The organism is Lysinibacillus sp. S1, assembly GCF_044986265.1.
Lineage (GTDB): Bacteria > Bacillota > Bacilli > Bacillales_A > Planococcaceae > Lysinibacillus > Lysinibacillus capsici.
In genome coordinates this window covers 3,961,166-3,976,756 of record NZ_CP173154.1, presented here as the reverse complement: position 1 = coordinate 3,976,756, position 15,591 = coordinate 3,961,166, and the positions used below count along the sequence as shown (strand labels likewise).

The following is a 15,591-nucleotide window of genomic DNA, read 5'->3' as shown; positions in this document are numbered from 1 at the left end:
TATAACAAATTATATTGATAGTTCTTTCATTAGTGTATATAGGCTTACATCAGCCTCATGATTCTTTTCAAAAGCCTCTGGCATATCATAATCAATGACTTGATGATTGCGAATACCTACTGCTCGACCAGCCTTGCCTTCCATAAGTAATTCAACTGCATGTGCGCCAAACTGACTCGCTAATACGCGATCTCTTGCTGTAGGTGATCCACCACGTTGGATATGACCTAATACTGAAACACGTGTTTCTTTTCCTGTTTTTTCTTTTAACAGTTTTGCCAGCTCACTTCCTGACATAACACCCTCTGCCACAATAATAATACTATGCTTTTTACCACGTGCAGCACCACGATCTAAGCGTGCGACAATATCATCTAAATTATAATCTTCTTCTGGAATTAAAACTGTTTCAGCACCAGCAGCAAGACCTGCCCATAAAGCGATATCTCCTGCATCACGTCCCATTACCTCTACAATGAAAGAATTTTCATGAGATGTAGCAGTATCTCGGATTTTATCAATGGATTCTACTACTGTATTTAGGGCTGTATCAAAGCCAATCGTATATTCAGTTCCAGGAATATCATTGTCAATTGTTCCAGGTACCCCTACAACTGGGAAGCCTTTTTTCACCAAATCCATGGCACCTCGATAAGATCCATCACCACCAATGACAACAAGTCCTTCAATACCAGCAGCTCGTAAATTCTCAATACCTCGTTGCTGAACAGCATCTTCTTTAAATTCTGGGCATCTTGCCGAATTCAAATGCGTGCCACCGCGTTGGATAATACCACCAACTGCACCTAAATCAAGTTCTTCCATAAATCCTTTTACTAAGCCTTCATAACCATGCTTAATTCCGACAACATCAATTCCATGAAATGCTGCCTTACGAACGACCGCTCGAATAGCAGCGTTCATTCCAGGCGCATCTCCACCACTAGTTAATACAGCAATTTTTTTCATTGTCGAACCTCCTGCAGTTACTATTATTATTCACATTAACATGAAAAAACAAACTATGTAAGGGTTCTGGGGATACAAAAACATAACTTTTACATAAAAAATGAAAAGAATGCGCTTTCACACACTCTTTCCACCTAAAAACATCCTAAATCTAACATTTTTTCAAGAAGTCTGGCGTTTATTATGCGCTATTATCTTCTTTAATTTTTATAGCTTTTTAATATGTTAAGAAACAAATTTTGTCTCTTAACGAGCAAATATATAGCTTTTAAATTTTATATCTTATTAAAGTAAACAACATTCGTCTTTTTACAAACWGATTTACACTTCTGTTTACTGTCCAATTTTTTTAAATTTTTCATAGCGATCTTCAACTAATTGTTCTCCATTTAAAGAATTTAATGCATTAAGTGTGTCACTAATGCATTCTTTAATAGAAAGGGCCTGTTTTGCTACATTGCGATGTGCTCCACCAATAATTTCAGGAATAATGCCATCAATTACACCAAGTTCTTTCAAATCAGGTGCTGTGATACGCATGGCTTCTGCTGCCTGCTTAGCCAGACTACCATCACGCCATAAAATAGATGCCGCTCCCTCTGGCGAAATAACAGAGTAAGTCGAGTTCTCAAGCATAAAGACACGGTTTGCTACACCTAATGCTAATGCACCACCACTTCCTCCTTCACCAATAACGATACTAATTACAGGCACAGTTAAGCCAGCCATTTCTACAAGGTTTCTAGCGATTGCTTCACTTTGACCACGTTCCTCAGCAGCTTTCCCTGGGTAAGCACCTTTTGTATCAATAAAACAAATAATTGGTCGTTTGAATTTTTCAGCTTGCTTCATCAAGCGTAGTGCTTTTCGATACCCCTCTGGATGAGGCATACCAAAATTACGACGGATATTTTCCTTAGTAGACTTACCACGTTGATGTCCAATTATTGTTACTGGTTGCCCTTCGAAAATGGCAATCCCACCAAGAATGGCTGCATCATCACCAAATGTACGATCACCATGTAATTCAATAAAATCTTCACACATTGCTTCAATATATTGAAGCGTTGTAGGTCTTTCTGGATGCCTTGCTACTTGCACACGATCCCACGGCTTCATATTGGCATAAATCGATTGCTCTAATTGTGATAAACGTGTTTCAAGCTTCTCGATTTCACCAGACATATCAACTTCTGCTTCAGCAGCAATTGTTTTTAATTCATCAATTTTCTCACGTAATTGTACGACTGGTTCTTCAAATGCTAAATTTTTAGACATGTTGTACGCCGCCTTTCGTATGCATTTTTACAAGTAAAGAAACTTGTTTACGTAAATCTTTGCGATGGAAAATGGCATCAAGCTGACCATGCTCTAATAAAAATTCTGCTGTTTGGAAATCACTTGGTAGTTTTTCTCGTACAGTTTCTTCAATTACACGTCGCCCTGCAAAGCCAATCAAAGCCTGTGGCTCTGCAATATTTATATCACCAACAGAAGCAAAGCTTGCTGAAACTCCGCCTGTTGTTGGATGCGTTAAGATGGAGATGAACAATAAGCCTTGATCACTGTGGCGTTTTAATGCGACACTAGTTTTCGCCATTTGCATTAATGATAATACGCCTTCTTGCATACGAGCACCACCACTAGCGGTAAAGATAATAAATGGTACACCTAGTTCAGTTGCCTTCTCTACTGCTCGCGTAATTTTTTCACCGACTACAGAGCCCATTGACCCCATACGGAAGTGCGAATCCATAATCGCTACGACAATTTCTTCCCCATCTATTGTACCAACGCCTGTTAGGACAGCCTCATTCAAGCCTGTTTTCTCTTGGTCTGCTGCAATTTTTTCAACATACGCTGGGAAATTAAGAGGATTACTTGTTTGTAAATGATCATCCATGGATTCGAATGAGCCTTCATCTAAGAAATAGTCCACACGTTCTTGAGCAGTCATTTTGAAATGATGACTACATTTTGTACATACTTTATGATTTTTTTCTAATTCTTTTGTTAATTGAATGTGACGACATTCAGGACATTTTGTCATTAACCCTTCTGGAAATGCCTTTTCTTGCCCGTCCTCTTTCTTTTTTCGATTACCACTAAATAAGCTACGTATTGCCATGTTCGACTCCCCCTTTGTTGTTGTCTAAATGCTCTGTACAGTACTCATCCACTGCTCATAAGCTTTTAATGCTTCTTTTTCGTAACCCAGCTGCATCGATTTCAACATCGTTTGAATGATTAATTTTTCATCTTCTGTTGAGTTTCGATTTAAACGGTCGCCATCATAAGCTGCTAATTGAAACCAGATTTTTAATGAAAGACGATTACCTGTCGTAATTAATAGTTCTCTTAAAATATCTCGNCAATTAATTGTACCTTCTATTTCTAGTTTCACAAAAAAACTATCCCACACAGGTAGTGTGCGAAGAATCTCTGTACAACTTATTACGCGGATTGCTTCCATTTCATGAATTTGTCGCGTTAATTCGACATCTTTTTTTGATTTTTCATCTTCTAATATAAACATCGACAGTATTTCTACGAGCTGATGCTTATGTGTGGACGCAAGAAAAGTACCACCACCATGTCTCGTTTCAATAAGCCCTAGCAACTCTAAGCTTCGCAAAGCCTCTCTCACAGAGGATCGCCCGACACCTAGACGCTCTGATAGAACTCGTTCGGAAGGTAGCTTCTCACCTGCTTGAATTTTTTCCATTTTAATGAGTTGACGTAGTTGTTGGACGATTTCTAAAAACACTTTTTTTTGTTCGGTTTTTTTATCCATACGACTAACTCCCCTTATCAAAAAAGTGGTCTGACCACTTTTTAACGTTGACTATAGCTTACAAAATAACTGTGCAAAAGTAAAGAAAAAACTGCATAAAATTTAATGCAGTTTCTAATTTCTTGTTTCATTTTATATCTTTTTCGTCGTTTGCGCATGTTTTACTTTGCTTTGAGGCTTGCCAAAACGTCTTTCTAAAACACCTTCAATCCATAATATTTCCTCCTCTACCAGCAGGTCTTGGACCAACTGAAAGGTTTGTGGAAAAAATGTAGTGGAAACTGTTCCAAACTCATCCTGTAGCTGAACAAAAGCCATTTGCTCACCTTTTTTCGTACGGATTTTCTTCACTTCTTCAATCAGACCAATCATTTTTATGGAGGTACCATCACGCTTCTGCTTCAACTCTCGACAGGTGCTATTGATATCCGCCCAGAAGAGTCTTTCCTGTGCAACTGGATGGGTAGAAATATAAAAGCCCAAGCTCTCTTTTTCATGCATCAATTTTTCCTTCTGGGACATTGCTTCTGCCTGCATATATTTTGGTTTACCAAAACTAAATGCCATTGCTGATGCTAAATCAATATCTTCAGTTGGCCTTAAAAGTTCTGCGTGTTTCAAAGCTGCCTCGACTGTCATGATGAGGACGGCTCTATCTTTTTCTAGATAATCAAGCGCCCCAGCATATATCAATGATTCCAACACTTTTGGCTTAAAATGCTGCGCACTTAAGGCAACAGCTAGATCAAATAGGTTATTTAATACCTCTGGATTTGTTTGACGGAGTCCATGTATTTTTTCTATAAATGTATGAGGCACACCTTTAATTCCTGATAAGCTGTAGCGAATGCCTTCCTTTTCCACCGTAAAATATTTCGTACTACTTTTTAATGAAGGTGGATAAAATGGGATGCCCTTATCTTTTGCCTCATGGACAAATTGTTGAATCTTTTCTACATTTCCCGTGGCATTTGATAATAACGCTGCATAAAAGTTTTGAGGGAAATGCGCCTTTAAATAAGCCATTTGATAGGAAATAACACTATAGGCCACAGCATGACTTTTAGGGAAACCATAATCCGCAAAGCGTACAATCAGTTCGTATACTTCTTCAGCTAAACGCTGATCAAAGCCTTGGCGTAGCGCCCCCTGAACAAATGCTGTGCGTTGCTCCTCTAAAACTTGTCGATTTTTTTTACTCACTGCTCGGCGAAGCAAATCTGCCTGTCCCATTGTAAAGCCTGCCAGTACTGATGCAATTTTAATAATTTGWWSKWGWWWRRYSRKCASNCSWMAKRTSWSTWKWAAAATAGGCTCTAGCACTGGATGTGGCATCGTTACCATTTCTCTGCCAGCCTTCCGTTTTGCATAGACAGGAATAAAATCCATTGGACCTGGGCGATAAAGTGCATTTACAGCCACAATATCTAAAAAGGTTGTAGGACAGATATCACGCAAGGCTTGCTTCATACCGTCTGATTCTAATTGAAAAATCCCCAGCGTATCCCCTCTTTGTAATAGTTGAAACGTCTTGTCATCATGCATTGGGATTCGCTCGAATTCTATCCAAGGACCACCAGCTTTATAAATTGACCAACGTATTTGCTCTAAAATAGTGAGATTGCGCAAGCCTAAAAAATCCATTTTGACGAGACCACATGCTTCAATATCTCCCATTGGCCATTGCGTACTATAAATACCATCATGCCCTTCTTCAATCGGTACAGTATTCACTAAAGGCGATGGAGCGACGACAATACCAGCTGCATGTATAGACGAGTTTCTTGGTAGGCCCTCCAATTTTAACGCCACCTCGTACCAACGCAAATGCTTATCATTCTCCGCTAACCAGCCTTGAAAGTCCTGTGACTCTGCTACAGCTCTTTGTAATGTAATTCCCGGCTTATTTGGAATCATCTTCGAAATTTTTTCTAGCATTTCCGCATCAAAGCCAAATACCCGTGCAACATCCCTGGCAACTGCTTTTGCAGACAATGTACCAAATGTAATAATTTGTGCGACATTTGCTTTGCCATACTTTTGGGCAACATACTGAATGACTTGATGCCTTTTACTATCAACAAAATCGATATCAATATCAGGTAAGGTAATTCTTTCAGGATTTAAAAAACGTTCGAATAATAAACCATAGGCAAGTGGATCTACTTGGGTAATCGAAAGACTATATGCCACAAGCGAACCTGCTGAGGAACCACGTCCAGGTCCTGTCAAAATTCGATTTTCTTTTGCATATCGCATAAAATCTGCCACAACCAAAAAATAGTCAGCAAAGACCATAGAGCAAATAATTTGTAGTTAATACTGTAATCGTTAATGGTAAGCACCGGGTATTGCCAGTTGCTTGAATCGCTCTTCTAATCCAGTAAATGCTTCTTTAACAAGCAAGCTTTCAGCTGTTTCACCTTCAGGTACAGGAAATTTAGGCATTTGCACAGGCATTTTTGGTAAATCAGCTTTACAGCAAGCAAGCATTTTCGTACTGGCATCAAGCCAATCTGGACGATCCGCAAACCAATTTTGCCATTCGAATGCTGTTGGGGCAAAATAGCCCTGTACATCAGCTGTTTGCATAGTATTACCAAGCTTTTCTCCTGTATCAATTGCTCTTGCTACTTCATAAGCAAAATGATCTTCCGGACGCAAGAAATAACAGCTTTGAGATGCTACAAGTGCAATAGCATGTTCTTCACACCAAGAAACGAAATCATCTTCTTGTTCAGCTTTTATCCCTCCAGGTCTAGCAATCCCCATATAGAGGTGATGGTTAAACAGTTGGACCAAAGCAGAAATCATTGCCTGCCAGTCATCTACATCTGTTAAATCGTCTGAAGAAAGTAGCGCTATACAACCTGCTGAATATCCCTCAAGCCATTTCCAAGGCAGCACATCATCTTGTCTAATTGAAATCGCACTACTAATCTTTAATAAATGTTGATAGCCCTCCTGTGTCTGCGCATACAGGACGAGGGGAAGCGTTTTATCATGCCACTGAACGTTAACCGAAAGCCCTATAACCGCATGGATATTTACTTGCTGCAATGCTTTACAAAAAGGCAAAAGCCCGTACAATTTCGTATTGACGATTGCACAGGCTTGTGTCTTTTGTTCTTGTAAAAAAGGAATCAATTGCTCAAGCCGAATTGTGCTTTTCAATAAATCCGCGCTCGTATGCATCTTTGTATATACATGTGTCAAATGAATCCCTTCCTTTTCTCTGTTAATGATACGCTTTACAAATCTCTTTTAATCTTGCAATAACGAGGTCTGCTTCTTCCCATGAATAGGCAGTAGCACCAGATGCAAGCGGATGTCCGCCACCGTTAAATTCTTTCGCTAATGTATTGATAACGGGACCCTTCGAACGTAATCGTACACGGATCTGATCCCCTTCTTCAATGAAAACAACCCATGAGCATATATCTTTAACACTGCCAAGGCAGCCTACTAATAAAGAAGCCTCAGATGGCACAGTATCATGCTCTGCCAGTAATTCTTTTGTTAGCTTCACATAGGCAGCTCCATGCTCATCCATTGTAAAGTTTTGATAAATATATCCCTGTAAATTAAGTAATTTTTGCTCCATTTCGTACATGCCATCAAATAGTTGGTTTCGATCAAAATCATATGTAATCAGATCCGCAGCAACTTTAAATGTTTTAGCTGTTGTACTTGGGAATTGGAATCTGCCTGTATCGCCCACTATTCCTGCAAATAATAAGCGTGCAGCAGCATCTGAAAGTTTCCAGTTTGCTACTTCCTTGCCTTCTTCATATAATTCATAGATCATTTCGCTACAAGAGCTTGCTGTCGTGTCCACCCATAAAAGATCACCATAAGCATCATCATTTGGATGATGATCAATTTTTATCACCATTTTACCTTTTGTGTAGCGTTGGTCGTCAACACGCTCTGTATTAGCCGTGTCAGTGACAATAACTAAAGCATTTTCATACACTTCATCCGCTATTTCATCAGGCTGTGCCATAAAAGATAAAGAAGCATCATGTTCCCCTACAGCAAAAACCTTTTTCTCAGGATAATTGGCTAAAATAATCTCTTTTAAGCCTTGCTGTGAACCATAAGCATCAGGATCAGGACGTACATGACGATGGATAATAATGGTTTCATTGGCCTCAATTGTGTCGATGATTTGTCTTTTCACAATAATTTCCCCCAAAATGATAGTAAGAACCGTTAGCATTTTTACATAATTATCGTTACAATAATGTCTAGTTATGCTAGGAGGTTTACTATGCTCAATTTAATATTTGTGTTTGCGATTATCATATCTTTTGTTTTTTATTTTTATTTTAAAACAAAACAATTCCGTTCTCCATTACCTATTGCTAAAAACTGGTATAAAAGCAAAGCGAACATCGGCTTAGGTTCCTTAATATTGTCATTTGCTTTAAATCAAGCTTATTTATTCCCGAGCTTATTTACATTTATTATTGTAGCAATTCTTGCCGCGCGCGGAATCTTAGTTATTGTAGAAAATATAAAAAAAGCACGTCATTATGGACAATTTGTTGAGGAAGAATTCCGCATTAATCAATAATATATGTAACAAAGGGATGACCAAGCAATTGCGCTAGGCCATCCCTTTTCAATACTTAACGTTCTAATAGTTGGAACATCATCATTGCCTTACCAACAAGCATTTGTTGATTATACACTTCAAAATCCATCTTCACAAACTTACGACTCATATCTAAAATCCGAGGCTTAACAGTTAGCGTACTTTCCATTTGGACTGGTTTAATAAAGTAAATAGTCATATTCTCTGCCACTGCATCTCCACGTTTACGTCGTTTTAATGCGAATGAACCGACCTCAGCTAGTAAAGTTGTAAAAGCACCGTATGAAATTGCTCCATATTGATTAGTCATTTGTGGTGTGACTTTAAATTCAACGATGAGTTCTTCATCACCTAATACCTTCATTTCATTTTTCACTAAATCATCAATCGTTTCACCATGCTGTGGCTGTCTTTGTGCTAATTGCAACGCCTTCAGTACATCTTGACGGCTAATAACACCCTGTAAAATATTGTCGTCATCTACAATTGGTAAGAGATCAATCCCCTCCCAAATCATTCGATGTCCTGCCGAAGCGACACTCATTTTCATGGAGCCAGCAATTGGGTTTTTCGTCATTACTTTTTCAATAAGCTCGTTTTCTTCACGACCAATGACGTCTTTTACGGTAATCATACCGACCAATTTATTTTGGTGGGTAACTACAGGAAATGCACCATGGGTTGTACGTTCATTCAGCTTCTGGAAATGATGAATTGTTTCATCATTTTTTAATGCTGCAGTGTCAGTCATCGGTACATAAATGTCTTCGATAAAAAGAATATCTTTTTTAATCAATTGGTCATAGATTGCCCGGTTAATCATTGTTGCTACTGTAAACGTATCGTAGCTTGTTGAAATAATTGGTAAATCTAATGAATCTGCAAGTAACTTATTATCTTCCGTAGTATCAAAACCGCCGGTGATTAAAACAGCTGCCCCCGCTCGAAGGGCATTCTCATGTGCTTTAATACGGTTACCAACAATTAATAAGCTACCTGCATCAGTGTAACGCATCATGTCCTCTAATTGCATAGCTCCAATAACAAATTTTGTTAGTGTTTTATGTAGACCTGATTTACCACCTAAAACTTGGCCATCTACAATATTAACAATTTCTGCAAAAGTTAAGCGCTCAATATTTTCTTTCTTTTTTTTCTCAATACGAATTGTTCCAACACGTTCAATAGAACTTACTAAGCGACGATTTTCAGCTTCCTTAATTGCACGGTAAGCTGTTCCTTCACTCACTTGCATTTCCTTTGCTATTTGCCGTACTGAAATTTTATCGCCCACGGGTAGTGATTCGATGCTTTGTAAAATTTTCTCATGTTTTGTAGACAAAATATCACCTATTTCCTAAGCTTCAATTCTGCTCTTAGTGTACCATATTTTTTATTAAAATATTTAATATAAAGTGATGAAATTGTTTAACTTTCCCCATCATTTCAACTACCAGCGTGGTGTCAATTCATATAGTACAGCATTACCAACGATTAGAAACAGTTTACTTTTTCGCCAGCTTTCAAAATTTGAACTTCTGTATTTTGTACTAAATCTGCAAAAATCTGTGGATCTTGCTCGATTGGTGGGAATGTATTGTAATGAATCGGTACGACAATTTTCGGCTTTAAAAACGAAACTGCACACGCTGCATCCTCTGGCCCCATTGTAAAATTATCAACAATTGGTAAGAATGCAATATCAATTGGATGTCGTTCACCAATTAGTTTCATATCACCAAAAAGAGCTGTATCGCCCGCATGATAAATTGTTAATCCTTCAATAAATAATAAAATTCCAGCAGGCATGCCCATATAAATTATTTCGTTATTTTCTGTTACATAAGAAGAGCCATGAAAGGCTTGTGTAAACTTTACTTTACCGAAGTCAAATTCCTTTGCACCACCTATATGCATTGGGTGTGTTTTTACACCTTGCCAAGAAATCCAATTAGCCAGTTCATTTGGCGCAATGACTAGCGCATCTTTTTTCTTCGCTAATTCTACTGTATCTCCAACATGATCATTATGGCCATGTGTAAGTAAAATAATATCTGGCGCTTCGTCAGCCACTTTTAAGTCTGTTTGCCCATTGCCATTAATAAAAGGGTCAATTAATATCGTTTTTCCATTTGTTTGAATTTTGACAACTGAATGTCCATGATAACTTATTTTCATCTTAACATCCTCCTCGATTAACAAAGTACAGTCCAACATTTTAATTCGCTACCCATGCGCTTTTTCCCTTTTTTTGATATGCTTGTACAGAGAATAATGGTAGTATTCTCTAACAGCTTTATACCCTGTTAGAGCATAATTATTCAGTACTCTATAAGAAACCTCGCTACTTTTTTCGGCAGTCGAAGCTTTCTTACGTAAAAAATTTTCAATGCACTAAAAGGAGGACATATTAATGTCAAAGGTTGAAGAAATCCAACGTTACTTGCAGCAAAATCATATCGATGCAGCATTCGTAACAACACCTGACAATGTTTTTTACGTTTCAGGCTTTAAAAGTAATCCACATGAAAGATTACTAGGAGTCATGATTTTTAAAGATGCGGAGCCTTTTCTAATTTGTCCACAAATGGAGATTCCAGATGCAAAGGCTGCTGGTTGGTCTTATGAGGTAATTGGTCATCAAGATACAGAAAATTCGATGGAAGTTCTTGCTCAAGCGATTGTAGCACGCCAAATCACCCCAGCTACATTTGATAGTGAAAAAGCACAACTCATGGTGGAGAGGTTGGAAGCGTTACAGCAATCTTGCCCTCAAGCTAGCTTTGTGCGTTTTGACGAAAAAATTAATGCGATGCGCGGAATCAAAGATGAAAGTGAAGTAGAAAAATTACGTAAAGCTGCTGAATTGGCCGATTATGCAATTGAAATCGRTTGCAAGGAAATTGCTGAAGGTAAAACAGAAATGGAAATCCTAACAGCAATCGAAAGTGCCATTCAAGATAAAGGCTGTAAAATGTCTTTTGAAACAATGGTATTGAGTGGACCAAAAACTGCCTCTCCTCACGGGAAGCCAGGTGCACGTAAAATTGAAAAAGGTGATATGGTACTATTTGACCTTGGCGTTATTTACGATGGCTATTGCTAAGATATTACACGTACTGTAGCTTTTGGGGAGCCTAGTGAAGCACAAAAAGAAATTTATCAAACTGTTTTAGCTGCCAATACAAATGCTGTCGCAGCAGTAAAACCAGGTGTTCGTGCGATGGACTTAGACAAAATTGCGCGTGATACAATTACAGAGGCTGGTTATGGTGAATATTTCACGCACCGCCTTGGACATGGTCTTGGTATTTCTGTGCATGAATTCCCATCTGTTACAGGTGCCAATGAGATGACGATGGAAGAAGGTATGGTCTTTACGATTGAGCCTGGCATTTATAAATCAGATGTAACAGGCGTACGTATTGAGGATGATGTTGTCGTTACAAAAGATGGCGTTGAAGTATTAACAAAATTCCCGAAAGATTTAATCATTCTATAATGCAAAAAAGGAAGCAACTAGTGTGCTTCCTTTTTCTCTGTCTAGCAAAGTTTATTGAATTAACTCATCCACATTGACAAATGGTAGTCCTTGCGAATCTGCCACTGCTTTATAAACAAGTTGTCCATCTAATGTATTCACWCCTTTTTTCAGTGCTGCATTATCAAGGCAAGCTTGTTTGTAGCCTTTGTTGGCAATTTGAAGTGCATATGGAATTTTATTATTTGTTAAAGCAATTGTAGAAGTACGTGGTACCGCACCAGGCATATTTGCAACTGCATAGTGTACAACGCCATGCTTCACATATGTTGGATCATCATGTGTTGTCACACGATCAGATGTTGCAAAAATACCACCTTGGTCAATTGCAATATCAACTACAACAGAGCCGGCTTGCATTGATTGAATCATTTCTTCCGATACAAGTTTCGGTGCTTTTGCGCCTGGAATTAATACAGCACCAATAACTAAATCTGAATCTTTCACTGATTCTGCAATATTATATGGATTAGACATTAATGTTTGAACATCGCGTCCAAACATATCTTCTAATTGACGTAAACGTTCTGGGCTTAAATCGATAACTGTCACATCAGCACCCATGCCAACAGCAATTTTTGCAGCATTTGTACCCGCAATACCACCGCCAATTACTGTCACTTTTCCACGTTGTACACCCGATACACCACCTAGTAAAATACCTTTACCAGCATGGTTTCTCTCTAAGAACTGTGCACCAATTTGTGTAGCCATTTTACCAGCGACTTCACTCATTGGTGTTAACAAAGGTAATGAACCATTTGCTAATTGTACTGTTTCGTAGGCAATTCCTACAACTTTTTTATTTAAAAGTGCCTGAGTTAATTCAACCTCTGGCGCTAAGTGTAAATAAGTGAATAAAATTTGACCCTCGTAGAAGTAATCATACTCAGAAGCTACAGGTTCTTTTACCTTCATAATCATTTCTTGGGACCAAGCTTCTTTAGCTGTTTGAACAATATGAGCACCTGCTGCAATGTAATCAGCATCCGTAAAGCTTGACCCTAGCCCCGCTCCTGTTTCAATGTACACTTCATGCCCTGCATGTGTTAAAGTGACAACTCCTGCTGGTGTCATTGCTACACGGTTTTCATTGTTTTTAATTTCCTTTGGAATACCAATCTTCATTGTTTCCTATCCCCTTCCATAACGTAAGAAATAAGCATCATTTATGTAACTAAACTTGATGCACCCCTTGCACTTCCATATTACCAAACAATTGCAAAAAAAGCTTTAACTAATGCAAATACAGATAAAATTTATAAGATTTCCAAAATAACAAATATTCAAACGTTGTATATCATTATAAATTACTATATTTAAAAACTAAAAAGGAGTATAGGTAGCAGTTAATGGAACTGATTCATGTGTAGTTGAAACCAATCAAAAGACGTTTACACACTGCAAATAGTTGGAATTAGATATTTGTAGGGAAGTGTCAGTTGTGTATGAAATGCCTTCAGATAAGCATAATTTTTCTTGCGGAAAGTATTTCCTTTAGAAAATCATTTGGTATAATCAACATATACAAATCAGGGAGGTTTTTCAAATGGCTAATCATTATAAAAGCATTGTTGTTGCAGTAGACGGTTCAAAAGAAGCTGAATACGCGTTTCGTAAATCAATTGATGTTGCAAAACGAAACGAAGGTGCAGTGTTAAATCTAGTAAATGTAATCGATACTCGTTCATTTGCTGCTATCGAAGCATATGACCGTTCCATTGCAGAGCGTGCTCAAGCATTTTCTGAAGAACTATTAAATGGTTACAAAAAGCAAGCTGAAGATGAAGGTTTAACGAATGTTAATCTTATCATCGAGTATGGCTCTCCAAAAAATATCATAACAAAAGAGCTTTCTAACATCGTAGACGCAGATTTAATCATTTGTGGTGCAACTGGTCTAAATGCAGTAGAACGCTTCCTAATCGGTTCTGTATCTGAGGCTATTGTACGTTCAGCTAAATGTGACGTACTAGTTATCCGTACGCCTGAAAACTAATTTGTAATACATAAAAAGGTATCCTTGTATAGGATACCTTTTTACTKTYACTCACGAGCAATTACTTGCCCTCTTTCCACATCTTCACTTTTTCAAAGAATAGCGCAAGTGCCTGCTTATTCTGCATATTTGGTACTTTAGCTAATAGGACTTCTTTAGGTGCTTTCAATTCCTTCGATTGTTTTTGTAAAATCACAATGCTCTTCTCTAATGATTTATTTGCAAACATCGAGTCAGGTAATTGAATAATCGCTTGAATCCACGCATGTTTTTGAATGTATTTGTGTAATTGCTTAGACTGCTCTGACTCAAACAGATGAGATGGTGCAAGGAAAAATAAATAGCCGCCATCCTTTGTATAATTCATTGATTGCTCGATGAATAAATGATGGGCATAACTCATCCCCTCCGCTGGACATAATTCATAATCGAGCGCCACTTCTTCATTTGGATAATAACCTACAGGTAGATCACAAACAACGGCATCCACTGGATTGACCAATAAATCTTCTAAGGCATCTTGACGGTATAAAGAAATAGGTTGTTCTGTTAAGTCAGCAGTTGCCGCAGCAAGACGAATAAGTAGCTCATCCACCTCTACACCTGTTGCTTCCACTTTTCCATCTAATAAATTCATAACCGTCAGTAATAAATTGCCCGTGCCTACTGCTGGGTCCATGATCGAGATCTTTTCATTTTCAAGACGCTCTGCAAAAATCTGCTCCACAAAGTAGCCCACTAATAGCCCTAACGTGTCAGGAGTCATTTGATGATTCGGCTGTGAGCCTTTGCGCATCCCTTTTAAAATAGCAATTTGAATAGCTTTACGAATATCCTCTTTTGTTGCATCTTTTTGAGAAAAATCAACTTCGCCATCAAGCCATGCCTCTAACCCATCTAATAATCCTTCTAGTAACGTTATATTGTGTTCTTTTTCGATTTTTTCGGCATGCTCATTTAGCAAACCAAATAACTTTTCGATATTTTCCATATCTAACTTCCTTTCACGCAGAAAAGAGCCGTGACAAACACTTGTCACAGCCCCTTTGTCTAGTATTATCTTAGCCTAAAAGCAGCTTATTATGCTAGTGCTTTGACAGCTGCAATGGCCGCTTCATAGTTTGGATGATCTGTAGCTTCAGGTACATATTCAACATATGTTACTTTATTGTTTGCATCCACAACGAATACTGCACGTGTCAGAAGACGTAATTCTTGAATGTATACGCCATATGCCTCACCAAATGAAAGGTCGCGGTGATCTGATACAGTTTGGACTGCATCTATACCTGCTGCACCACACCAACGCTTTTGAGCGAATGGAAGATCCACAGATACTGTATAAATGACTACATTATCACCTAAGTTAGCTGCTTCCTCATTGAATCGACGTGTTTGCGCATCACATACACCAGTATCTAATGATGGTACAACACTAAATAAACGAATTTTTCCTTCTGAATCATTTAATGTTACAGGTGATAGGTCATTCGCTAATACCGTAAAATCTGGAGCTTGATCGCCCACCTTTACTTCATTTCCTACTAGTGTCACTGGACCATTTTTAAATGTTACTTGTGCCATCTAAACGCCTCCTAATCATCATATGTACATAATATTACTAAATGAAGGGAATTAATTGCAACTATGATAGCTTACATACTTAGAAATAGATAAGACTGTCTCCT

Annotated in this window: 12 protein-coding genes and 2 pseudogenes; 3 read left to right on the top strand and 11 right to left on the bottom strand. The window is 38.2% G+C overall.

What is annotated here, in order from left to right:
- Positions 1-9: 9 nt before the first annotated feature.
- The 6 genes and pseudogenes from pfkA to ACHZEU_RS19845 all read right to left on the bottom strand — a co-directional run bounded on the left by pfkA (position 10) and on the right by ACHZEU_RS19845 (position 7,946).
- Positions 10-969: a 6-phosphofructokinase gene (pfkA, locus tag ACHZEU_RS19870; protein ID WP_048393573.1), complete on the bottom strand. Its 960-nt coding sequence runs from the start codon at positions 967-969 to the stop codon at positions 10-12.
- A gap of 333 nt (positions 970-1,302) precedes the next feature.
- Entirely contained in the window at positions 1,303-2,247 is a 945-nt protein-coding gene (locus ACHZEU_RS19865; RefSeq protein ID WP_404803683.1) for an acetyl-CoA carboxylase carboxyltransferase subunit alpha, read from the bottom strand.
- Positions 2,240-3,097, bottom strand: a complete 858-nt coding sequence (gene accD / locus ACHZEU_RS19860; protein WP_048393568.1) for an acetyl-CoA carboxylase, carboxyltransferase subunit beta — start codon at positions 3,095-3,097, stop codon at positions 2,240-2,242. The genes ACHZEU_RS19865 and accD overlap by 8 nt, the downstream gene beginning before the upstream one ends.
- A gap of 24 nt (positions 3,098-3,121) precedes the next feature.
- Positions 3,122-3,763: a FadR/GntR family transcriptional regulator gene (locus ACHZEU_RS19855; protein ID WP_404803682.1), complete on the bottom strand. Its 642-nt coding sequence runs from the start codon at positions 3,761-3,763 to the stop codon at positions 3,122-3,124.
- A gap of 132 nt (positions 3,764-3,895) precedes the next feature.
- Positions 3,896-6,979 (bottom strand): annotated as a pseudogene (locus ACHZEU_RS19850) (DNA polymerase III subunit alpha).
- A 22-nt stretch (positions 6,980-7,001) separates the two neighbouring features.
- Entirely contained in the window at positions 7,002-7,946 is a 945-nt protein-coding gene (locus tag ACHZEU_RS19845; protein ID WP_082148153.1) for a bifunctional oligoribonuclease/PAP phosphatase NrnA, read from the bottom strand.
- 90 nt (positions 7,947-8,036) lie between these two features.
- Here ACHZEU_RS19845 and ACHZEU_RS19840 point away from each other — a divergent pair, with 90 nt between their 5' ends.
- On the top strand, positions 8,037-8,342 hold the full coding sequence (locus ACHZEU_RS19840) for a YtpI family protein (RefSeq protein ID WP_404803681.1): 306 nt from the start codon (positions 8,037-8,039) through the stop codon (positions 8,340-8,342).
- Positions 8,343-8,397: 55 nt separating this feature from the next.
- Here ACHZEU_RS19840 and ACHZEU_RS19835 read toward each other — a convergent pair whose 3' ends face one another.
- Both ACHZEU_RS19835 and ACHZEU_RS19830 read right to left on the bottom strand, forming a co-directional pair.
- On the bottom strand, positions 8,398-9,705 hold the full coding sequence (locus ACHZEU_RS19835; protein WP_404803680.1) for a DRTGG domain-containing protein: 1,308 nt from the start codon (positions 9,703-9,705) through the stop codon (positions 8,398-8,400).
- 152 nt (positions 9,706-9,857) lie between these two features.
- The gene (locus tag ACHZEU_RS19830; RefSeq protein WP_404803679.1) at positions 9,858-10,541 is read right to left on the bottom strand and encodes a metal-dependent hydrolase; all 684 of its coding nucleotides are present in this window, start codon (positions 10,539-10,541) and stop codon (positions 9,858-9,860) included.
- Between the two features lie 235 nt (positions 10,542-10,776).
- Between ACHZEU_RS19830 and ACHZEU_RS19825 the strand changes: the two are divergent.
- Positions 10,777-11,865 (top strand): annotated as a pseudogene (locus tag ACHZEU_RS19825) (M24 family metallopeptidase).
- Between the two features lie 51 nt (positions 11,866-11,916).
- Here the strand turns inward: ACHZEU_RS19825 and ald are convergent.
- Complete coding sequence (gene ald / locus ACHZEU_RS19820; RefSeq protein ID WP_404803678.1) at positions 11,917-13,032, bottom strand: alanine dehydrogenase; 1,116 nt, start codon at positions 13,030-13,032, stop codon at positions 11,917-11,919.
- Positions 13,033-13,453: 421 nt separating this feature from the next.
- On the opposite strand from ald, the gene ACHZEU_RS19815 reads away from it, so the two are divergent.
- The gene (locus ACHZEU_RS19815) at positions 13,454-13,903 is read left to right on the top strand and encodes a universal stress protein (protein WP_004226191.1); all 450 of its coding nucleotides are present in this window, start codon (positions 13,454-13,456) and stop codon (positions 13,901-13,903) included.
- Positions 13,904-13,964: 61 nt separating this feature from the next.
- On the opposite strand, the gene ACHZEU_RS19810 is transcribed toward ACHZEU_RS19815, so the two are convergent.
- Both ACHZEU_RS19810 and tpx read right to left on the bottom strand, forming a co-directional pair.
- Positions 13,965-14,894 (bottom strand): class I SAM-dependent methyltransferase, encoded by a 930-nt coding sequence (locus ACHZEU_RS19810; protein ID WP_259419417.1) that lies wholly within the window; start codon positions 14,892-14,894, stop codon positions 13,965-13,967.
- Between the two features lie 89 nt (positions 14,895-14,983).
- Positions 14,984-15,487, bottom strand: coding sequence for a thiol peroxidase (tpx, locus tag ACHZEU_RS19805; protein ID WP_004226187.1), 504 nt, complete (start codon positions 15,485-15,487; stop codon positions 14,984-14,986).
- Positions 15,488-15,591: the final 104 nt, after the last annotated feature.